Origin of the sequence: Maribacter sp. MMG018, assembly GCF_018100785.1 — a bacterium.
GTDB lineage: Bacteria > Bacteroidota > Bacteroidia > Flavobacteriales > Flavobacteriaceae > Maribacter.
The window spans coordinates 17,285-39,749 of sequence record NZ_JAGJEC010000004.1; the positions used below are offsets into that span (position 1 = coordinate 17,285).

The 22,465-nt window shown below is 39.9% G+C and carries 18 protein-coding genes; 11 read left to right on the forward strand and 7 right to left on the reverse strand.

Annotated features, from left to right (window positions below; genetic code table 11):
* Positions 1-2: 2 nt before the first annotated feature.
* Complete coding sequence (locus tag J8L85_RS15130) at positions 3-572, reverse strand: sigma-70 family RNA polymerase sigma factor (protein WP_211018654.1); 570 nt, start codon at positions 570-572, stop codon at positions 3-5.
* Positions 573-977: 405 nt separating this feature from the next.
* On the opposite strand from J8L85_RS15130, the gene J8L85_RS15135 reads away from it, so the two are divergent.
* From J8L85_RS15135 to J8L85_RS15160, 6 genes are all read left to right on the forward strand, one after another.
* Complete coding sequence (locus J8L85_RS15135; protein ID WP_211018655.1) at positions 978-2,075, forward strand: hypothetical protein; 1,098 nt, start codon at positions 978-980, stop codon at positions 2,073-2,075.
* Between the two features lie 69 nt (positions 2,076-2,144).
* Positions 2,145-3,179: a hypothetical protein gene (locus J8L85_RS15140; RefSeq protein WP_211018657.1), complete on the forward strand. Its 1,035-nt coding sequence runs from the start codon at positions 2,145-2,147 to the stop codon at positions 3,177-3,179.
* A 109-nt stretch (positions 3,180-3,288) separates the two neighbouring features.
* Entirely contained in the window at positions 3,289-4,491 is a 1,203-nt protein-coding gene (locus J8L85_RS15145) for a hypothetical protein (RefSeq protein WP_211018658.1), read from the forward strand.
* A gap of 85 nt (positions 4,492-4,576) precedes the next feature.
* Positions 4,577-5,143 carry a collagen-like protein gene (locus J8L85_RS15150; protein ID WP_211018659.1) on the forward strand — a complete coding sequence of 189 codons (567 nt, stop codon included), beginning with the start codon at positions 4,577-4,579 and terminating at the stop codon, positions 5,141-5,143.
* A gap of 106 nt (positions 5,144-5,249) precedes the next feature.
* Entirely contained in the window at positions 5,250-6,455 is a 1,206-nt protein-coding gene (locus tag J8L85_RS15155) for a PQQ-binding-like beta-propeller repeat protein (protein ID WP_211018660.1), read from the forward strand.
* Between the two features lie 107 nt (positions 6,456-6,562).
* Positions 6,563-7,219, forward strand: a complete 657-nt coding sequence (locus tag J8L85_RS15160; RefSeq protein WP_211018661.1) for a collagen-like protein — start codon at positions 6,563-6,565, stop codon at positions 7,217-7,219.
* 30 nt (positions 7,220-7,249) lie between these two features.
* Here J8L85_RS15160 and lipB read toward each other — a convergent pair whose 3' ends face one another.
* Genes lipB through J8L85_RS15175 form a run of 3 tightly spaced genes read right to left on the reverse strand, consistent with a single transcriptional unit; the run spans position 7,250 to position 8,903 of the window.
* A complete protein-coding gene (gene lipB, locus J8L85_RS15165; protein WP_211018662.1) occupies positions 7,250-7,969 on the reverse strand; it encodes a lipoyl(octanoyl) transferase LipB in 720 nt (239 codons plus the stop codon).
* 28 nt (positions 7,970-7,997) lie between these two features.
* Positions 7,998-8,735, reverse strand: a complete 738-nt coding sequence (locus J8L85_RS15170; RefSeq protein ID WP_211018663.1) for a hypothetical protein — start codon at positions 8,733-8,735, stop codon at positions 7,998-8,000.
* A gap of 12 nt (positions 8,736-8,747) precedes the next feature.
* Positions 8,748-8,903, reverse strand: a complete 156-nt coding sequence (locus tag J8L85_RS15175) for a YqaE/Pmp3 family membrane protein (RefSeq protein ID WP_211018664.1) — start codon at positions 8,901-8,903, stop codon at positions 8,748-8,750.
* 219 nt (positions 8,904-9,122) lie between these two features.
* Between J8L85_RS15175 and lysS the strand changes: the two genes are divergently transcribed.
* Positions 9,123-10,814, forward strand: coding sequence for a lysine--tRNA ligase (lysS, locus tag J8L85_RS15180; RefSeq protein WP_211018666.1), 1,692 nt, complete (start codon positions 9,123-9,125; stop codon positions 10,812-10,814).
* 122 nt (positions 10,815-10,936) lie between these two features.
* On the opposite strand, the gene J8L85_RS15185 is transcribed toward lysS, so the two are convergent.
* Both J8L85_RS15185 and J8L85_RS15190 read right to left on the reverse strand, forming a co-directional pair.
* On the reverse strand, positions 10,937-12,391 hold the full coding sequence (locus J8L85_RS15185) for a hypothetical protein (RefSeq protein ID WP_211018668.1): 1,455 nt from the start codon (positions 12,389-12,391) through the stop codon (positions 10,937-10,939).
* Between the two features lie 4 nt (positions 12,392-12,395).
* On the reverse strand, positions 12,396-15,491 hold the full coding sequence (locus tag J8L85_RS15190) for a SusC/RagA family TonB-linked outer membrane protein (protein ID WP_211018670.1): 3,096 nt from the start codon (positions 15,489-15,491) through the stop codon (positions 12,396-12,398).
* Between the two features lie 466 nt (positions 15,492-15,957).
* Here J8L85_RS15190 and J8L85_RS15195 point away from each other — a divergent pair, with 466 nt between their 5' ends.
* The 4 genes from J8L85_RS15195 to J8L85_RS15210 all read left to right on the forward strand — a co-directional run bounded on the left by J8L85_RS15195 (position 15,958) and on the right by J8L85_RS15210 (position 21,032).
* Positions 15,958-17,388: a DASS family sodium-coupled anion symporter gene (locus tag J8L85_RS15195; RefSeq protein WP_211018672.1), complete on the forward strand. Its 1,431-nt coding sequence runs from the start codon at positions 15,958-15,960 to the stop codon at positions 17,386-17,388.
* A gap of 202 nt (positions 17,389-17,590) precedes the next feature.
* On the forward strand, positions 17,591-20,080 hold the full coding sequence (locus J8L85_RS15200) for a zinc-dependent metalloprotease (protein ID WP_211018674.1): 2,490 nt from the start codon (positions 17,591-17,593) through the stop codon (positions 20,078-20,080).
* A 170-nt stretch (positions 20,081-20,250) separates the two neighbouring features.
* Entirely contained in the window at positions 20,251-20,430 is a 180-nt protein-coding gene (locus J8L85_RS15205; RefSeq protein ID WP_211018677.1) for a hypothetical protein, read from the forward strand.
* A 161-nt stretch (positions 20,431-20,591) separates the two neighbouring features.
* A complete protein-coding gene (locus J8L85_RS15210; protein WP_211018679.1) occupies positions 20,592-21,032 on the forward strand; it encodes a hypothetical protein in 441 nt (146 codons plus the stop codon).
* A 149-nt stretch (positions 21,033-21,181) separates the two neighbouring features.
* Here the strand turns inward: J8L85_RS15210 and hemL are convergent, their stop codons facing one another.
* Entirely contained in the window at positions 21,182-22,462 is a 1,281-nt protein-coding gene (gene hemL / locus J8L85_RS15215) for a glutamate-1-semialdehyde 2,1-aminomutase (RefSeq protein WP_211018681.1), read from the reverse strand.
* Between the last annotated feature and the right edge of the window lie 3 nt (positions 22,463-22,465).

The following is a 22,465-nucleotide window of genomic DNA, read 5'->3' on the forward strand; positions in this document are numbered from 1 at the left end:
ATCTAGTAGGTATTTTCCTGGATGCGTTCTTTCAGTGTTTTCATACATCTGGATTTAGCGGCTTTCACCACATTTTCACTATTATAATTGCCTTTTTCCATAATCTCTTGAATGGTATAACCACGGTAATAAAAGAGTGTCAACAATTCTTGGCATTTAGCTCCTAGACCTTTAAAGTGTTCTTTGAGCAACTTCTGCTCCCTAGTAAGATCTGCACTTTCAAGGTCGAGCGTATTTATATGCACATCGGTTTCCCCTACTTTTGAAAGGTCATAACTTCCTGAGACCGATTTTTTGTTCTTCCTCATTCTATCAAAAATTAAATACTTACCGATAGAGAACAGATAAGTGGAAACACTGCTGGTCAGTTCTTCCAATTTTCCGTTCATTACGTTCTCATAAAAGACGATATAGGCATCTTGGTAGATATCTATATTCTCTTCTTCGGTAAGATCATAACGCCTTGCAAAATTCAGAAACTTGGCCCGGTTATCCTCATATACCTTTTTAAGTACTTTCTCAGAACCCGATCTAAGTTCTTCTAGCGTAATGTCTTTATCTGTCTTTGCCACTTTAATAATCAGGAATTGAAAAGGTTAACATCATTAACGGCTAATTTAACCTTTTTTAGACCTGATGCCCACCAATAAATCGCATAACTCCCTGTTAACGGACTTTTGTAGTATTCCTATTACAAAATTCTAAAAAAAACAGACCTATATTTTTTTTAGAATTAATGTTAACCTACCCCTTCTTGCAACATACATTATAACACGCATAAAAAAACACACCAATGGAAACCTATAAGAAATTAGAAATGATAAAAAGAATTTTGATCATAGCCCTAGCCATAACAATATGGATATATTTTTTTCTATTACTAGCATAGTCTACACCCAATTATCCATTCTTTTTTGTTCGCTTGTTAACCTTTGCACAGGTTCTTCATAAAAGGGTGTATCTATAAAAATTACATTATGAAAATTTCAAGAATTCACTCCGTGGTTTTGGCCCTAACATCATTATTATTCATTCATTGCAGCAAAAACGATGATTCGCCCGAACCCATAGCCGAAAACACACCCACCGAAGAAACCCCCGTTGAAGAGACCCCTATTGAGGAAACCCCACAAATTGATGGTACTTGGTCGGTTAGTTCGACTAATCTTTATGGTTACGATAATGCTAAATATTTTATAATTAACACCGACAATACCTTAGTAATCCTCAATGAAAACGAATTGGGATTCAAAAACCTTAATAATGCCAATTATGCCAATGATGAGGAAAACAGCCAGATAACCCTAAATTATGGCTATGGATCAGCTTTGGTGAATTACACATTAACAGAGGATGAATTGGTCTTGAATTTTCCTGACGGTTCCATAAACTTGATTAAAAGCGAAACGGTAGATGACACCGATTGGATAGAAGAACTAACTATTTTAGAGGAAGGGGACGCACCTTGGAACGAGGATGTGGATATTGCCTGGAACGGGAGCCAAATTTTGGTCGGCAACGGTTATGAAGTTGAAGACATAGGGTTGGTAAACCCCGAGACCTTTGCCCTAGAGGGCACCATTACGACCACCCGAAGTGCCTTTGCCGTAGAAGTAGAAAAATATGACAGTTCTGGCAAATATATATTTCAAAGCAGCAACGGCTATTCTAAGTTCTTTTTCTACCGAGAATCTGACAACACCTACATAGATGAGTCTATAGACCTAGGTGCTTGGATATACGGATTAGCCTCCGTTGATTATAATAAAATTTGGGCCGCCAGTGGTAACGAAAGAACTTTGTATCTATACAATTATAATACTGTTTCCATTGAGCAAACCATTGAGCTGGGAGATACCACACCTAACGGACTAGATTACCAAGACGGTTATTTATATGTATGTGCAGACGGCATGTTGTATAAATGTGATGTTACTGACGGGCTAACTGTGGTAAATTCTTATGCCCTTCCAGATGTATCCATTGTTGGGATAGCCTATGACGGATCCAATTTTTGGATTTACGGCCACCGTGGCAATGATGGAAAATTAATAAAATTGGACCTGTCCATATAATCCCTTCCTTTTAAAGTACCAACATAAACACCTACACCTATCACATCATAAAAACTAAAACAAAATATTATGAAAGTTCTAAAATATATAATGGCTTACACGATATTGATCAGTATATTCTGTTCATGCGAGAAAGACCTGATCGGCGAGATCAAAGACTATGACCAAAAAGAAAAAGACACCAAAGGTTTTCCTAAAGACGATAGTTATTTCCTTAAAATCAACGTTGAGACCCATGAAGACCAAATGGGCAGTTTTTATGACAATAAAATCGTAGAGTTTCATGGTAAAATATGGTCCATTGGCGGGTATAATAGTTATAGTTCTCCCAATTGCAATAGCGATGTCTGGAACAGTGACAACGGTATTAATTGGCGTAGTGTAACCTCTAACCAATTTGGAGCCAGAAGAGGACACGCAACTGCCGTTTTTAATGATCGGATATGGATGGTTGGAGGCATAAATACCGATACCCCTACATGGGTAGAATATGATGATATATGGTCCTCCTCCGATGGGGAGACATGGGTTCGACAATTGGAACATGCTCCATTCGGGCATTTGTTTTACCCCACCCTTACCGTCTTTAATGGTAGAATGTTCGTTATCGGGGTAAGTCGCTCATCTTTTTGGAAGACCGAAGTATGGTCTACCAGCAACGGTATTTCATGGAATTTGGAAACCTCCGACCCCTTTCCCCCAAGGGAAGCACACCAAACCGTTGTTTTTAACGACAAACTATATGTAATAGGAGGACAAGGCGAAGGTATCGCCTACAACGAAATCTGGGAAAGCGACAACGGTAGAACATGGACGCGCCTTACCCTTTCCGGCGATATATTTTCCGATAGGTATCATCATGGTGCAGTCGTATATGACGGCAAAGTATGGATCCTTGGCGGAATGGGCCTTATTACAGGACCTTATGCAGATCTATATTATTCCGACGACATGGAAAATTGGACTCAATATACCGATTTAGGGCCTTCTCCCACTCCACTGAACAAATTTGCCACCCTTAACTATGATGGGGCCATTTGGGTCTTTGGTGGTTTTAACACACGAGAACCCGTTGGTGAAATCGTCACTTTAAGGGGCTTATAGATAACAAAAAAACCTCGGTCAATACCGAGGTTTTTTATGCCCCAATATTAACCTAGATTCCTACGGTACATCAAATAAAAACACTTAATAATCTAAAAATTTCAACCCCATGAAAACTTCAACGCAAAGTCTAGAAGACTGTAAAAAAAATATATGGGCAATTATAATTACGGAAATTTCAGATATAAAATGGATCTGGACAATTGTCCTATTGTCTTTTGCGACTGCCTGTGATAAAGATCAAGTTATGGAAGACGAAAACGGATTCAGTGACGAACCTACGGAAATAAGGGCTTATACGGCTACCCAAAGTCCAGGTGACATCTGGACATTTGATCTAGACCACACCGCTATGACCTGGACAGGCACTTGGGACCATGGTACCGAAACCGACCCGTCGGACGACCTAGCCTTCAGTGGCACATTCTCGCAACTACCTTCGGGGTTTCTAAAATTGGTTTTGGATACCACTACCCCGGCCGATGCAGCCTACCCTTCAGGAGGTTTGGGCTTCTTCTACGCCGCGGAAATACCGGGAATGTCACTTTTTGCCCAACCTGCCGGCAGCTTGTCCGGCCCAATAATAAATGGCGTCGACCGCAGCGATTGCGGAACCTTGGCAGGCACCTACAATTATGTAAGGATTCCGCCCCAAGGCGTATACGATGTACGCACCCAACCCGCATATGGGTCGCTCAACATTTCGGAAACAGGAGGCGGATTTACTTTCAACGGAATTCAAAAAAGCCTTGACTGTCTTGATCCATTGGCCCCCTGTACAACGGATGGCCCCATGAGTATTCCCGGAAGTGCCACTTGTGACTCTGGCACCCTCGAAATCAACGACGGAACTACTTGGGTAGGTCTTGGGCAGACCACTCCTTCGGGCATGTTCATGATCGATTTTGGGGCAGGAAACGGAGGTATCTACGGAGGACAGCAACAAAGCATAACCTTATCCGAAGTCGTGGGCAAAAAATTAATAGGTTTTGTCGACCAGCCCAGAACAGGAGAACAACAGGCCACCAGTATCGTATTCGATGAAACAGGCAGGGGCCTCGGCACCCTCTATCTTGATTTGGAGACCAACGTCATTGACACTGACTCCCAACTCGAAGTACAGATCAATTCGGTGAACAACGGACTTTTTGAAGGAGCCATAACCAATAAATCAGGTGTCATATCCTGGATTGTTGGAAGCATACGGCGCAACGGCCCACAACTGGTCATGGCAATCGTCACCTTCTCCGATGAAGGCCCCGGTGGTGTCCTTTTTCCGGCTAACTCGGCAGTGGTGGGCTATACGCCCTGACCAACATAACCTAATTTCTTAACCTCTTGTGTTAACCCCAACTTCTTTAGCACATTAATAGATGTAAATATTAAATAATATAATTATGAAAACTAAAATCAAAAGTACACTGTTTTTACTTTTAGGTATCATTTTATTGAACACCTCTTGTACAAAAGAAGGCGACATCGGCCCTATAGGACCAGAAGGACCACAGGGAGAGCAAGGCCTTCAAGGACCTGAGGGACCACAAGGTGATTCTGCACCCACCTCAAATTATTTTGAACGTTCCAATTTAAATACCGCATCGATAGATGCCAATACAACAGCAGCTCCTATTGGCCCTGTTTTAACCATTGAAAAGGAATTCGACGATACTAGAATAGAGGTCATACTAAATTCTAGGGTAGGTTCAGGAACCTTTTCCGGGGCTAATGGGATTAAAGTATCTACTAGAATAAATGGCGAGGTCGGTTCATTGCAAAGTCTCGCTGCAATAACTTCTAGTAATACAACAGATTTTGTATCTGTTTTTGATGTTTTTGATGATCTACCTGCCGGAACCCATGATATACAGATATATGTAGAAACGACTCCTTCCGGCACTTCCAGTGGGGTAATACTGGATCCAGGCGGATATGGAGGAAAACTAATTGCCAAAGAAACTTATTAAAATACTCAAATAGACAAAAACCTCGGCCGACCCCGAGGTTTTTTTATGCCCCAATGTTAACCTTCACACAGCCCCTGCATAAAAGAACAAACAAACTTTAATTATTATGAAAATCTTTAAATCCATCTTGGGAATATTTCTATTGCTCAGCGTCTTTACAAATTGTAAAAAAAACGATGACACCGATTTTGTAGAAACAGAAGAAATTACAGAAGAAACAAAAGACCCTGTGAACGATATCGCAGGAAGCATTTGGATCCGTAGCGACAATCTTTATACCGAATTGGATTTAAATGACAATCAACAGATTGACTCCTTTACCACCACGGCTCCTTTTTACTGTAATGAATCTAACGGTGTTTTTATCTGTACACAAGGGGAATATTCAGGAACAAAAACACTACTTCGCAAAGGCACTATTAATGGAGAAGCCCTTTGGTCTAAAGACTATGTTGAAGACGGTGACAAGTATTTTCTAATTGGCGCCACTACAGTGTTCCAAAACACAGTTTTGGCTGGCTATAGAACAATCGATACGACCACCTATAGTTCCATCCAATACCTAGAAGCACTGAATCTTGAAACAGGCGACGTTCTTTGGACTATTGAACTTAACAATGAGGTGAAAAAGATTATTCCGTACCAAGACAAAATAATTGTAGAATTGAGCCAAGGTTCAAGCACCCAGGAAATTTTGAGTATAGATCCCGATAATGGGAATATTGACAAAAGAATACCCTTTTCCGATAGGATATCAAAATTAGTAGCTGCTTCCTCTTCGATAATAGCCATGACCTGGAGTAACAGTGTTGTTTCCTTGGATGCCGATTTGAACGAGAATTGGACGTTCAGCACAGGAAGCCCCAATATTTTGGGAGGTTACGAAAGTGGAGACCAATTTATTTTTTACTCCCGTGACGAGCACGTTTACAGCATTGACAAAAATAACGGAACGCTTATTTGGGAACACGCCTATACCGGAAAATTCCCTTCGGCCATAGATATATCGAACGATATGGTGTTCATTAGTTATAATGAATTGGGCTCGACCATTGTAACCAAGACTCTTGATATTTTAAGTGGGGAAGAACTGTATTCCTTTACCTACCCCGTCAATGAAGAATGGGATTCCGATTCAACAACATACTATTTCTTCGACAACCATCTATTGCTCTTTAACACTGTATCAAGTGACAACAAAGCCCATATTGTTTTGATAAATATTTCTACCGAAACATTGGTCTGGGAACAAGAACTAAATCAAAAAGCCTATCCAAGTTTAATAATTACCCCAACAGGCTACTATCAATAAGGTTATTACCACACAATGGACATTTACGGGTATCCTTGGTTTCACACAAGCACTACCCTCTTGGCCCGAATAACATAAAAGGGAAAGAAATTTTAAATATTTAAATCATGAAAACTACATTACGCTTTTTATCCTGCATTTTAATGAGTATCGGCCTATTGACCACTTCCTGTTCAAAGGACGGGGACGTCGGCCCCATAGGACCACAAGGGGAACAAGGTATTCAAGGGGAGCAAGGACCCGAAGGCCCCCAAGGACCGGCCGGTGAAGACGGACAAGACGGAGTTGATGGAGAGGATGGGGAAGATGGAGAAGATGGAGAAGACGGCAATGCAGAAGTGTACTACAGTGAATGGATACCTGCCAATTTTACCGGAGACTCAGAAACTAGTAAGTATATGAGAATCGATTTTCCCTCCCCGATGGAATCCGCTTTTTCTATTAAAAACACCCATATCGTTTTAGTCTACTTCACCGGTTTTGGCGATGGCAATGTTTATCAACTACCTGTTCTCAATTTTAGAGGTGCCCAATTCACTTTTGGTTACGGTTCTGGATCTTCACTTTCAGGAGATATTAACATACATGCAAAATCAACAAGTACCAGTGCCTTAAGCGAATACGCTATAAGTCCAGAAAGGGGCAACAGATTTCGTTATCTTATCATTCCTCCGAACATACTCATCTCTTCAAAAGGAAACAAACCCAATTTTTATGACATGACCTACGAAGAAGTTATACAGTATTTTGGTATGGAATATTAAAGTGTTTTCTAAGCAAACAAAAAACCTCGGTTATACCGAGGTTTTTTGTTGTTCTATCATTTCAGCTTCAAAAAGGCTCGAAAAATGTTTCAATAGCTTTTCTTTCACCTCATCCATATCCACCTCTTTTTTTCCCAGCTCCACATTTAATGAAGTTACGGCCTTATCTTTAATACCACATGGGATCATCATATCAAAATACCCCAAATCGGCATTTACGTTCAATGCAAAACCGTGCATGGTCACCCAACGGCTGGCCCGTACGCCCATGGCACATATTTTACGGGCAAATGGCGTACCAACATCCAGCCAGACACCGGTCTCCCCTTTTGAACGCTCTGCCTTCACTCCATATTCCGCCAAGGTCAGAATGACCATTTCTTCCAGCAAACGGAGGTATTTGTGTATGTCGGTAAAGAAATTTTCAAGATCTAGAATGGGGTATCCGACAATCTGCCCGGGACCATGATAGGTAATATCCCCTCCCCTATTTATTTTATAAAATTTAGCCCCTTTTGCCGCTAGCTGATTCTCATCCACCAACAGGTTTTTAATATCCCCGCTCTTACCTAAGGTATATACGTGGGGGTGTTCTACAAATAGAAAATGGTTGGGCGTTTCCAGATCCAGCTCCTCTCTTCTGTTCCTTATCTTTAAATTAAGGGTCTCTTGAAAAAGTTCCTCTTGGTAATCCCAAGTTTCTTTATAATCCTTGACCCCAAGATCTTTATGGTACACCTTCTTGTTCATGCGACAAAGATACGAAATGAACCCTTCTTTATTTTTCCAATTCTACCTCTATAAAAATAGATTCGGGATCTTTGAGCATCTCTAAAAAATTAACTTCGTAGACCATGGTTTTGCCATCCATAGAAAAAGTTGCATTGTCTAGATTGGTAGATTTTACCCTTTTGGGAAAATGGTATTTAAAGGTATAGGTGGATCCGGATAAAAACATCTCGGCACTGTCAAGGCTATCGATACTTTTGTTAAAAAGCTCCCTATCCACTATTTCCGACTTTCTTGTAAACGTATTCTTTTTGAACGTATAATTTACCTGTGTAGCCCCGTTCGAAGGGTTTTGCGGCATTGGTTTGCTTCCTGCATTTGGGCCTATCGAACTGGCACTTTGAAAGGTATTAAAAGCATCGTTTACTTCAGAAACATTATTAAAATCTCGAAAGAGGTCAAAATTCATAACACCGTTCTCGGGATCCATCTTCATGTGCAGTGAGAAAGGCTCCAATTTTTTAAGCTCTGCTTGGCGTTCTTCTGAAAGTTGGGCAATACTGTCTTTCTTCTCACGAAACAAATCTCTAAAAACCAAGGTAGAATCCATGGCTTCTTCTAGTTGTGTAGAGTCGTTGGAGGGTAACATCTGCATCATTTCACTACCATCAAAAGAAATACTCATTTTACCGGTACCATTATCATTTATATAAATCTCCTCGGTAAAATTACATGCGACAAATAGGGCGACCATAAAAATCGCCAAGAATACATTCGATAACTTCATTTAAAATTTGTTCTAATTAGGATTGTTCAATATGACCAATGCGGCGATAACCCCAGGGACCCAGCCACAAAAAGTCAAAAGTAGTACAATTAGAAACGACCCACAACCTTTTCCGATTACGGCAAGGGGCGGAAACAAAATAGCCAGTAAGACCCTGATAAAACTCATTACGATTATAATTTTGATTGATGTACTAAATACGTCGTAAAAATATTGGTTTTGTTACAAAACATGATTTAAAAGGAGTAAAATAAATCGTATTTGCCTACCTGTACCATCTACGTAACATATATCAAGAACAATATAGATAGTATTGTCTCTTTTGTTCTTCCGTAATTTAAAGATTAATGCATTGTTACCTATATTTGCGGCTTTAAATAGTATAGCATGCAGTTATCCGAACAAGAGGTTGTAAGAAGAGAAAAATTGGCCAAATTAAGGGAAATGGGCATAGACCCATACCCAGCCGCATTGTACCCTGTGAATGCGACTTCAAAAAGTATCAAGACCGATTATGTTGAAGGAAAAGAGGTAATCATAGCCGGTAGGCTGATGTCTCGCCGTATACAAGGAAAAGCTTCCTTTGCAGAACTTCAAGATAGCGAAGGCCGTATTCAGGTATATTTCAACAGAGATGAAATCTGTACCGGTGACGACAAGACCCTTTATAACGATGTTTACAAAAAGCTTTTGGACATCGGTGACATCATAGGCATTGAAGGCGAACTATTTACCACCAAAGTGGGAGAAAAAACCGTAATGGTCAAAAAATTTAAAATGCTGAGCAAGGCATTAAGACCGTTACCGTTACCAAAAGTAGATGCGGAGGGTAACGTATATGATGAATTTAACGATCCAGAACTTAGGTATCGCCAACGATATGTAGACCTTATCGTAAACCCAAAGGTTAAAGAGACATTTATAAAAAGAACCAAAATAACCAACAGTATCAGGGAGTTTTATAACGAACGTGGTTATTTAGAGGTAGAAACACCTATTCTGCAACCCATCCCCGGTGGTGCCGCGGCAAGACCGTTTCTTACCCACCACAATGCATTGAACATTCCGTTATACCTAAGAATTGCAAACGAACTTTATTTAAAAAGGTTAATCGTGGGTGGTTTTGACGGGGTCTATGAGTTTGCCAAGGATTTTAGAAACGAAGGTATGGACCGTACCCATAACCCCGAGTTTACCGTAATGGAACTCTATGTAGCCTATAAAGACTACAACTGGATGATGGAGACTACGGAACAACTCTTGGAAAAAATTGCTATTGATGCCAATGGAACCTCTAAATTACAGGTGGGTGACAATGAGATAGAATTTAAAGCTCCGTACGCAAGAGTTCCTATTTTGGAAGCTATTAAGATACATACCGGTATAGATGTCTCTGACATGAACGAGGAAGAGCTACGGGAAACCGCAAAAAAATTGGGAATAGAAGTAGACGAAACCATGGGTGTGGGCAAGCTTATCGATGAGATATTCGGAGAAAAGTGTGAACACCATTACATACAGCCCACCTTTATTACCGATTACCCAAAAGAAATGAGTCCGTTGACAAAACAACATAGAGACAACCCAAGATTAACGGAACGTTTTGAGTTAATGGTAAACGGAAAAGAACTGGCCAATTGTTACTCTGAGCTAAACGACCCCATAGATCAAAGAGAGCGTTTTGAGGAACAACTGAGACTATCGGAAAAAGGAGATGACGAAGCCATGTTCATAGACCAAGACTTTATTAGAGCATTGGAATATGGTATGCCCCCTACTTCAGGTATTGGTATAGGTATAGACCGTTTGGTAATGTTAATGACCAACAATTCGTCTATACAAGAAGTATTGTTCTTTCCTCAAATGAGGCCAGAGAAAAAACAGGTAGAGCTTTCTGAAAACGAAAAAGCAGTTTTTGATATTCTCAAAAAAGAAAAGACCATGCCTTTGTCGGAGCTAAAATCACAATCAGGATTAAGTAACAAAGGATGGGACAAAAGCATTAAGGGACTCACCAAGCACAAATTGGCCAAGGTATTTAAAGAAGGGGAATCTCTGTTGGTAAAACTAGAAGAATAGTTTTTGACGAAAAACCAAAAGCCATAGCTTGAGTCCATATTGTTGAGATTGTACGGCACTAAATAAAAAAGAGCCACATCCGTTGATGTGGCTCTTTTGCTATAACTAATTCAAGGATACGATTATCTCCAACCTCCAGTCGAATAGTCGACACCGGGTTCACCTGTTGTACCTCCAAAAGTATAATACTCAGCAGGTATTGCGGCCAAGGCTGTTCCCGGAACAGGAAAGTGTAGCAATGTACCTTCTTGTAATAGATTTTCTTTTCTCATTTCAAAGAAATTAAGCCCATAACCGGTAAAAGGAAACTCTACCAACCGCTCATAATGTATTGCATCGGCAATTTCTTCAGGAGACGAGCCAATATTGGGCAACTCCCCTCTGGTAGTTCTTGTCCCTGAATTTATCACCTCTGCGGCTTCTGCGTATCTTTCAAGTCTTAATAATGCTTCCGCCTTGTACATGTCATTTTCAGAAACAACAAACTCTTGCATAGGAGTAGTCCATTCCGATATATAATCGTCATATCTGCTATATCTATAACTACTATAGTGATATGTTCCCCTAGCGGCATTAAAATCTTGGGACGAAAGATATTCAAAATCTGTTGTCAATCTTGCATCGGCACTGGTAGATTCTGGAAGTACCGTAGCATCTTCTGGCCAGTATGCGGGCGTTGATGGATCCATCAGATTTATAACATACATATCTACCCTGGCCCATCCTGGATAAACGGCATAGGTTTTGTAAAGATCATACCATACCACGTCATCTGCTACAGGAGCAAAATCTACCGTTATACCATTATTGGCATATTCCAGTACTTTCCCCCAATCCGTAGCATCCCTTTCAGAAATATTTCGCGAATTCATAGTAAGCATACGCGCACCAAATGAATTCATAAGAGCCGCCAAATAATCACTATCTATAGTCATTCCGGGCACCCAAGTTTCAGGCAGTGTAAAAGATGATTGGTTGGCTATGGCTATGGCTTCGTCCAACCTACCTATTGCATAGTCCATTGCCTCCTTGTAATCAACGGATTCACCTTCATTGAGCACTCCGTTTTCATCAGAAAGCCACACTTGATCATATGTCATGGCCAAATATCCCACAATAATAGCCTGTGTAAATCTGCCAAGGGCGGCCACAGCCTCGGGGTTTTCAAATTCAACTCCTGCATTTACGGCATACATAATAATATTGGCATCACTAAGAATAGAATACATGGAGTTAAAAAAAGATTCATTTATAACTGCATTTCCATAACTACCTTGGTTATTAAAAGCCACCCTAGGTTCGCTCGAAGTATCCCTCATTCCAAAATTACCCCATGAACAGGTTAAAACATCTGACATGGTAGCCATAGCAAATACAGGGCTATCATAACTATGAGTGGTCTGAAACCAGTTATTGATCAAGGTACCGGCCGTTGACTCAAGGGCTACGGGATCCGTTGCCAATATCTCATCATTCGGGTTCTCTGGATTTCCAACATCCAAATTGGTGTCAAAATCATCACAACCTATCAAAAAGGTCATGAGCGAGAATAAGACAAATATTTTATTAGTTTTCATTCGTTTAAAATTTAAATTGTAGTGAAAAAGAATATGCTCTTTGAACAGGGTAAACACCATAATCTACAGAATAGTACTGTAATGTTTCACTGTCATATTGGGCCACTTCTGGATCCCATCCTTTATAATCGGAAAATGTTAATAGATTTCTGCCGATCAAACTAAATTTTATCGAGTCAAAAAATCCTCCGGCAACATTGTCCAATGCTTTCTTATCCAAAGTGTATGACAAAGATGCCTCTCTAAGTTTCACAAAAGAACCATCCTCTACCCAAAAAGCGTTATTTTGGTTAACATCATAAAGAGACGCATAATATGTTGTTGTTTTCTTTTGGTCTACCGGTTTACCAGCTTGGTCCACAATAGCACTTCTTAAATCAATGGTGTTCCACTGATAATTGCGGTTATATACATCACCCCCTTGCTTCCAGTCCCAAAGCATGTAGAACCCAAAATTCTTATATGAGAAATTAGAGGTGATCCCTAATTGGAAATCCGCATTTTGGTTACCGATTTTTTCATATGCGACCGAACCGTCTTCGTTTAACTTTATAATTCCCTTTTCATCTTCGGTTCCAACAGATGAGGCCAAAACTACTACCCCATCAGAATTTACCACATAGTCCGATATGCTTTCACCGGCCCCTAGTTGATTTTCCATTTCTTCTAAAGAAGTAACGAACTTTCTTCCGTACATGCTACCAAACTCTTCATTTTCATTAATATAGAAAAGATCGTCCGGTCCTACTTTCATAGAAGATACGGATAGTTCTTTAATTTCATTTTTGGTAGTGGCAAAATTAAATCCAAGGGTCCAATTGGTATTATCGTTCCTTATAGCATCTACCTGTAACGATGCTTCATATGTATCGAACGCTACAGTACCCACATTTTGCCATTGTTTGTTTTTACCTGCATTGGCAGGTGAAAACAAATCAACTTTCATGAATTGGTCTTCTGTTTCCGATTTTGAATAATTCGCTTCTAACCTAAACCTATTGTCCAAAAAGTCAAGATTCAATCCTACTTCCAATTCCGAGGTTCTTGAAGGTTTCAAATCTGGGTTTCCTTTTAGCCTATCGGTAGAAAGACTACCATCGGAAATACCTGTTTGTTCGTATTGCCAATTAAATCCAGGACGCTGTCCGGAAGTTCCATAAGACGCATGAACTTTTAATTCGTCTATTCCATTTATAGAAAGGTCCTGACTGATTCGGTATGCTCCCGAAACCCTATAATAGGGTGCCCATTTTTCGTTTTCTCCAAAAAGCGACGAACCGTCATACCTGAACATTCCATCAAGAATATATCTATCCTTATAATCTAAGCCAACGATGGCAAAAAAGTTTTTAGCACGTTCGGTTTGACTATCGGAAGAAGAAGAAATGGTAGAGGTGTCAAAGTTATCCATGGTTGGTAGATCTTTATAAAGGAAGTCATATCCAGAGGCGTCATAGTTCTCGTAGTACCTATCTTCCATTAAGAAACTCAACTTTGATTTTAGATTCAATTCACCCCATTTTTGAGCTATATTGGCCGTGAACTGGGCTTTTTGCGACAATCCATAGGATGAAAATTTATAGAGCGACCCTTTTGAATATTCAAAACCAAGTGCATCTCCAGAAGAGGTATAGGTTTCATAGGGCCTATAAGTAGTGTAGCGATAGTCTCTCTTCTCGAAAGAATACTCAGAATCCAAGTTGATCCAATCGGCGAGTTTAATGTTCAGGTTATATCCTCCCAAAAATCGCTGTTGTCTGGCAAGACGATTATAAGTGCTCAAATAATATAACGGGTTGGTTACTTCTGACGACCATTGGTCTGGATAGTAATAATATGGTTGCCCATCGGGGTTGTCCGCAAAAACATTTGCATCAGGACTTACGCGGGTGGCCGCTCTATACAAGCCACTGTCACCTGTAGGAACATAATCCTTTGTTTTAACAAAAAGGTTGGATGCAGAAAACTTAAGCCATTCATTAATTTTAAAGTCGGTATTAAGCCTAAAACTGTTTCGTGCATAACCATCGGTTTCTATAAGAATACCTTCATTTTCAGTGTGCTCGTACGAGAAAAAGGTTTGCGAATTCTCACTCCCTGAAGACACCGAGGTATAAACTGTCTGATTAAAGCCTTTTCTAAAGAACTCGTCTTGAAAGTCATGAAAAACACCATAAGGATTATCGGAGTACAAATCATCTTCCTCTATTCTGGCACCAACAACTGTCGGAACCCGCACCCCTTGATAACCACTAGGATATGTTACTCCGTCATATTTTGTAAATCGACCTAAATAATTTTCATAATCCGAAGCTAGCACGTAATGATGTGACTTATTGATGTCCATTTTATCACCTAGCTCAGAAAAACCTACTTCTGATCTTATGGTCACTTGGGTCTTACCCTCTTTTCCTTTCTTGGTAGTCACAACAATAACCCCATTTCCTGCTCGTGAACCATATAAAGAAGAAGCCGAGGCCCCTTTTACTATTTCAAATGATTCGATATCATCAACATTGATGTCTGAGAGCCCGCCCTCTACAAAAACACCATCTACGATAACCAAAGGACTTTGAGATCCAAAAAGGTTTTTGGCCCCCCTAAGAATAATATTGGCACCTTGTCCAGGGCGACCAAGATTGGTAACCGTTACACCAGATACTTTACCTTGAAGCGCACTGGCCGCAGATGCTGCCGGAACATTCTGTAGTTCATCCGCTGTAACCTTGGCTACTGTAACGGAGAGCTTCTTTACATTAGTGGCGCCCGCAACACCTGTTACGACCACTTCGTCGAGAGTTTGTGCATCCTCTTCCATCTGCACGTTGATCACGTTGCCGGCCCCGACAACTCTTTTTGTGGTCTTTTGCCCAATATAAGTAAAGAGCAGTGTCTGCCCTTGACTTGCACTGATGGCATAGTTTCCATCAAAATCTGTTTGGGTACCTTTTGTGGTACCTTCCACGACAATGTTAACACCAGGCAGCGGAAGACCTTCGGAATCCTTAACCGTACCGGTAATTGTCTTGTCTTGTGCATAGGATGCATGCACAACAAACGCCAAGAATAGCGTTAACAATCCATTAAGTTTAGTTTTCATAGTTAAATTATTTGAATTATCCGGTATCTAAAATCATAATTTAACGTTAATAATGCAAATTGGATTTTATAAAAATTTAAGAGAAATATTAACCCACAATCCATTTAAAATCATCCTTAGGCAATTAACAAGAATTGACCAATCGCCCGTATATATTAAATTTACAACATATTTATTCTCAGCTGTATAGCTCAAAATATCAATGAAATAAAAGTTTTCTAAGGCATTTTTCTATTCGAAATACTTGTAAGAAAAATACTTCGCTATAAAGAAATCAGCGGCTATCCTATGAATTATTTTTAGTGAAATGGTATGGTGATTATCTAGAGAACACTCTTAAAAAAAAGTTTAAAACCCACATTTGTCAAAAAAAGAGAACATAGCACCATTAAAACAAACAACATCACAGATTACTCGAAAAGTTCTTATTTTTAATTTTTAGCAAAAAACCATAGCTTAGGACCTAATGGAACTAAGCAAAAAAATTGGCTTGGCCTTGGGACCGGCCATCTTCCTTATATTGAACCTTTTTCCTTTTGAGCTCGTCTCCGAAAAAGGAGACCCTGTTATTTCGATTGCAATTTGGATGATTGTTTGGTGGATCACAGAAGCTGTTTCCATCTCTGTAACCGCCTTATTACCGTTATTACTATTCCCAATTCTAAAGGTAATGCCCATGGAAGAGGTGGGAGCTAACTACGGCAGCCCGATTGTATTTTTGTTCTTTGGAGGGTTTGTAATGGCCCTTGCCTTGGAAAAAGTTAATCTACACAAACGAATTGCCCTTACCATTATTAAAATTACGGGCACTACCCCCAACAAAGTGGTCCTCGGTTTTATGATAGCTACCGCGGTTTTAAGTATGTGGATAAGCAACACCGCAAGTACAGTGGTCATGTTACCTATAGCCATGTCGGTGATTCAATTACTGGTAAACGATACCGATGGCTTTACAAAACGTGACCGCAACTTTGCACTAAGCGTTATGCTCGGCATCGCATTTTCAGCAAATGCCGGAGGCATTGCCACGGTCATCGGCACACCCCCAAATTCTGTTCTTATAGGTTTATTGGAAAATGAATACAACATAGAAATCTCTTTTCTAAAATGGATGATCATTGGCCTCCCCTTCTCTATTATAATGGTATCGATCTGTTATTTAGCTCTTGTAAAATTGATGTACCCCAATAAAGGCCTCGAATTTAACGCCTCAAAATCCATCATAGACAATGAACTACAAAAATTAGGACCTATAACCAGAAAAGAAAAAATGGTGTTGGTCATTTTTGGCATCACCACGTTCTTATGGATATTTAGAACCGTAATCAATTCTATCGTTCCTAACTTAGGGATATCGGACGCCATGATCAGTATTTTTGCCGCCTTAGCATTGTTTACTATCCCCTTCAACGTTAAAAAGGGCCTTTTTATACTAGATTGGCGAGATACCCAAAAACTGGCTTGGGGCATTCTTGTGTTATTCGGTGGCGGTTTGGCCCTGGCAAAAGGAATGTCGGTTACCGGCATCGTAGACCTTGTTGCCTCTGCGATAGCGGAAAGTGAAATAAGCATCCTTTTTACGGCGAGCCTATTAATATTTCTAATGCTCTTTATGACCGAGCTTATGAGCAATGTTGCCTTGGTAGCCGTATTGGCTCCTGTGGTTGCCGGTATAGCGCTGGGATTGGGGCTCCCGATCGAACATCTGCTCATTCCCATAACCATGGCAAGCAGCTGTGCTTTCATGTTGCCCATGGCCACCCCGCCAAACGCCATTGTTTTTGCCAGTGGATATATTAAGGTTTACGAAATGGCCAAAGTCGGTTTTTTGTTAAACATTATTGCTATTATCTTATTGATCGGACTATTTCAATTTGTACTCCCTTTGCTATTTTAATATTACTACAAAAAAATAAGGTCCTTGCACATGCAAGGACCCTACAATTAACTAATTCAGGAATAAAAATGATATTTCCCCTTTAATGGACTGTATAAAAAGTAAAATGTTACAAGTTATGCTTATGATTTCGTTAACAATACCTTAAATTAATTTTTCAGTACTTTGAAATTTAGCAAACTCAGCAAACTATTCAAAAAAAATGATTAAAAAATCACTATTTCAATTACTAATTTTATTTTTTGTTCTCAACTACCAAACTTCTGAGGCACAAATATTTAAAAAGAAAAAAAGTAAAACAGAGAACACCTCTGAAAAACCGAGCAAAGGAAAAATACAACCTTACGACAAGGTCATTACCAAAGATGCTAAGACAGACAAAGGGCTCTTTGATGTGCATGTAGTAGAGGACAAACATTATTACGAAATACCCGACTCTCTCTTTAACAGAGAAATGTTAATGGTGAGCCGCATTTCTAAAACGGCCTCTAAAATTGGTTTTGGCGGAGGCAAAATAAATACCCAGGTACTACGCTGGGAAAAGAAAGACAAAAAGGTATTACTACGGGTCGTATCACACGACGTAGTAGCTGCAGATTCACTTCCCGTACACGAAGCTGTGGTAAACTCTAATTTTGAGCCTGTTCTATATACCTTTGACATAAAAGCTTTCAAAAAAGATTCTTTAAACCCGGCTACGGTAATAGCGGTAGATGACATTTTTACCAAGGACACCAAAGCTCTTGGCCTACCGGAGTCTTACAGAAAAAGATATAAGGTTTCCCGTTTAGACGATAGTAGAAGTTTTATAGAAAGCTTAAAAAGTTACCCCTTAAACCTAGAGGCCAGACATGTTAAGACTTATTTCGCCAGTGCACCGCCAAGCAATGGAAGTTTGGGTTCTATCTCTGTAGAAATAAACAATTCAATGGTATTACTACCAAAAGAACCCATGAAAAGAAGGTATTTTGACCGTCGTGTCGGCTGGTTCGCCAGAGGACAGGTAGACTATGGCCTAGATGCCCAAGAAAGTAAGACAGTAACCTTTTTGGATCGATGGAGACTTGAGGTAAAAGACGAAGACTTGGAAAAATTTAAAAACGGGGAACTTGTAGAACCTAAAAAACAAATTGTATATTATATAGATAGGGCCACTCCAAAGCAATGGGTTCCTTACATTAAACAAGGTATCGAAGATTGGCAAGTTGCCTTTGAGGCCGCCGGTTTTAAAAATGCCATTATAGCAAAAGACCCCCCAACCCCTGAAGAAGATCCTGATTGGTCTCCCGAAGATGTAAGATACTCAGTAGTAAGATACCTAGCATCTCCTATTCCAAATGCGAACGGACCACACGTAAGCGACCCTCGAAGTGGTGAAATTTTAGAATCTGATATAAATTGGTACCACAATGTAATGACGCTACTCAGAAACTGGTACTTTGTACAGACCGCAGCCATAAACCCAGCCGCACGTAGTGTTGAGTTCGATGAAGAGGTAATGGGACGTTTAATACGATTTGTTTCTTCTCATGAAGTAGGCCACACACTAGGCCTTCCCCACAATATGGGAAGCAGTGTCGCCTACCCTGTAGATTCACTAAGGTCGGCTACTTTTACAAAAAAATACGGAACGGCACCATCTATAATGGATTATGCACGTTTTAACTATGTAGCTCAACCTGGAGACGAAGGTGTTGCCTTAATGCCAGGAATCGGGGTGTACGACAAATATGCTATTAAATGGGGATACAGACCTATTTTAGACAAAGATGCCAAAGAAGAAAAACCTATTTTGGATAGCTGGATACTTGAACATGCGGGAGATCCCCTATATCGTTTTGGCCATCAACAAGTAGGAGATATCGTAGACCCCAGCTCACAAACCGAAGACCTTGGCGACGATGCGGTAAAAGCAAGTGAATATGGTATTGCCAACTTAAAGCGTATTGTTCCCAATTTAATTGAATGGACAAAAGAAGACGGTAAAAATTACGATGACCTTGAAACCTTATACGGACAAGTAATTTCTCAGTTTAACAGGTACATGGGACACGTATCCAACAACATTGGAGGGGTCTATGAACACCACAAAACCTATGATCAAGAAGGAGACGTTTACACTCATGTACCTGAAGACCACCAGACCAATTGCATGGCATTCTTACAAGAACAATTGTTCAAGACCCCAGAATGGCTATTAGATCCAGAAATATTCGGAAAAACTCAATATTCAGGATTCGTAGAGCGCATACGAGGCATACAGGTTCGTACATTGAACAATATTCTTAGTCTAGGTAAAATGGCTCGTCTAATCGAAAATGAAGCTTTAAACGGTAAAGAAGCCTATAGCTTAATAGAAATGATGGACGATTTGAGAAAAGGCATCTGGTCCGAGCTTTCTTCAGGTAAAAAAATAGACACCTATAGGAGAAACCTCCAAAAGGCACATATAGACCGCTTGGCCTATTTAATGACAGCTGAAAATCAGTCTAAAAAACCTGACTTTGGTGGATATCAAAAATCTACAGCTGTAAACACAAGTCAGTCAGATATTAGATCTATCGCTAGGGCCGAACTGAACATCATTAAAAGAAATGTAAGAAATGCCATAGGCAGAACCTCTGATCGTATGAGCAAATATCATTTACAAGATGTTGAAGAGAGAATAGATATGATTTTAGAGCCAAAATAAAGCTCTATATGTATCGAGTAGCTATAAAAACAGCCTAAAGGCAAATACCTAAAATCTGTTCACCACATTTTAAGGCATTTTGCCATCAAAAAAAGCCCATTTTACAACAATGGGCTTTTTTTATATAATATCTTTTCATAGTTTAGAATCAACAAAAACCCCCAACAACCATGAACAACAAAATAAAAAGTCTTATTTACCTAGGCTGCTTTATGTTAGCAGCGGTTACTTATCATTTAGAGACCGGAGCTTCCAATAACGAAGAACCTAAAAAGAATAAAGAAGTAGCTCAGGCAGACATTGTAATACAACCTTTTACAGAGCATTTAACTGCCGAAGAGGTACAATAAAAACCTTTACACAAGTCTAAAAAAAAAGCATGGCCCATCGCCATGCTTTTTCTTTTTGACCATATTTACCAAACAGTTAAAATACTATTAAAAGAATACCCTTATTTAAACCTTTCCCCAAAGAGACCGTCCTACTTACGAAACCCATAAAAATTATAACGATGAAAAAATTAATAATGATCGCCGTTCTATTAACAGGTATGACGGCAATGGCACAACGACACGATATGAAAGAAGGTAGAAAATCAGCAAAAGATCTAACCGCTGAACAGATAGCTACCCTTCAGACAAAAAGAATGACCTTGGCGCTGGACCTTACCGATGCACAACAAGCAAAAATGAAAACATTGTTGACTAAAGATGCAGAAGAAAGAAAAGCAAAAATGGAAGAACTCAAGGCTAAAAGAAAAAATGATGAAAAATTGACCGCAGAGGAAAAGTATGCCATGCAAAACGAGCGCCTTGACAAGCAGATTGCACATAAAAAAGCTATAAAATCTATCTTATCCGACGAGCAATATGCCAAATGGGAAAAAATGCAGAAAAGGAGAGGAATGGACAAAAAAGAAAAAAAGAAACGAGGTAGAGAAGCTAGAAAATAAGGTTAATTGTTTAGTGATTGTTTGAAAAAGGCCCTGCAACAAAAATGCAGGGCCTTTTTTTAGTTAAAAAAATGTTCTTTAAGACGATGCCTCACATCATATGACCGTGTAAGAAACGAATATAAAACACCCCAAAAGCATTGGTATTTTTACAAGTCCAATTCCTCAACGGCCGCAATCGTCTTATCTAGATCCTGATACGATAGTGCATCGTTCAAAAAATAACTTTCAAAAGCAGAAGGGGGAAGATATATCCCTTTGTCCAACATTCCATGAAAGTATTTTTTAAAGGTTTCATTGTTTCCTTTTGCAGATGAAGCAAAGTCTACGACAGGCTCATCGGTAAAGTGAACAGAAATCATACTTCCGAAACGGTTGATCTGGTAGGGCACATTCTTATTATTTAAAGCTTGCGACAGACCATCGTGTAAATATTCCGTTTTTTTCTGAAGGCTATCAAATACTTCGGGCTTATTGTTCAACTCGGTCAACATGGCCAAACCTGCACTCATCGCCAAAGGGTTTCCACTTAAGGTACCCGCTTGGTATACGGGCCCGTCGGGAGCCAGATGATTCATAATATCCTCTTTGGCGGCAAAGGCCCCTACAGGTAACCCACCTCCAATTACTTTACCAAAGGTTACAATGTCGGCATCGATTCCCAAAGCTTCTTGCGCTCCTCCTTTACCCAATCTAAAACCGGTCATGACCTCGTCAAAAATGAGTAGAATATCGTTTTTGGTACAAAGCTCCCTTAATCCGTGCATAAACTCATCGGTAGGTACGATACAACCCATATTACCGGCTATCGGCTCTATGATCACAGCCGCAATCTCACCTGCATTCGCCGATACCAACTTGGCTACACTCTCTAAGTTATTATAATCCGCCAACAAGGTATCTTTTGCAGTACCCTGGGTAACTCCAGGACTATTGGGACTTCCAAAAGTAACTGCCCCACTACCTGCCTGTATCAAAAAAGAATCTGAATGGCCATGGTAACAACCTGCAAATTTTATGATCTTATCTTTTCCCGTATAACCCCTAGCCAATCTAACGGCACTCATACAAGCCTCTGTACCACTATTTACAAAACGGATCTTGTCTATATTAGGCACCATAGAAACTGCCAACCTCGCCAAATCGGTCTCAATTTCGGTCGGCATACCAAAAGAGGTTCCTTTCTGTGCTTTTTCTATGATGGCAGAAATTACAGGTTCATAAGCATGCCCCAGGATCAATGGCCCCCATGAAGCAATATAATCTATTAGCTTATTACCGTCTTCATCATACAAATAGGCGCCTTTGGCCTCTTTTACAAAAATCGGATCACCACCTACCGCTTTAAAAGCTCTAACAGGTGAATTTACCCCACCGGGCAAATACTTTTTTGCGTCTGCGAACAACGCACTACTTCTCTTATAAATCATCTA